We start from the raw sequence: 237 nt of genomic DNA, 5'->3' as shown, positions 1-237 counted from the left end.
TTCCTTCTACTTTTGTTTGACCTACTTTTGTATTTGTGATGTCGTAACCAGTTACTTCTGTTTTGTATCCCGCTACTGGTTGTTCTTTCACTTCATACTTGTAGGCAGCGCCATTCGCATCGTATGCCGCTAAATTTTTAAATTCGTATTTCCAACCTGTTGCTTCACTTACTTCTTTCGTATCAATCTTTTGACCGTTTTGAAGTAAGTCTACTTGAATCGTTTTCGGACGTTCTT

At 38.0% G+C, this 237-nt stretch carries 1 protein-coding gene; it reads right to left on the bottom strand.

Annotation, left to right across the window (positions count from 1 at the left end):
* On the bottom strand, positions 1-237 hold a 237-nt coding region (locus JDS96_RS31505; RefSeq protein WP_206777267.1), incomplete at both ends, for a Cna B-type domain-containing protein.

Source organism: Bacillus cereus group sp. N21 (genome assembly GCF_016483395.1).
In the GTDB taxonomy this organism is placed as follows: Bacteria; Bacillota; Bacilli; order Bacillales; family Bacillaceae_G; genus Bacillus_A; species Bacillus_A pseudomycoides.
The sequence above is the reverse complement of the archived record's forward strand: the minus strand, read 5'-3'. Positions and strand labels throughout refer to the sequence as shown.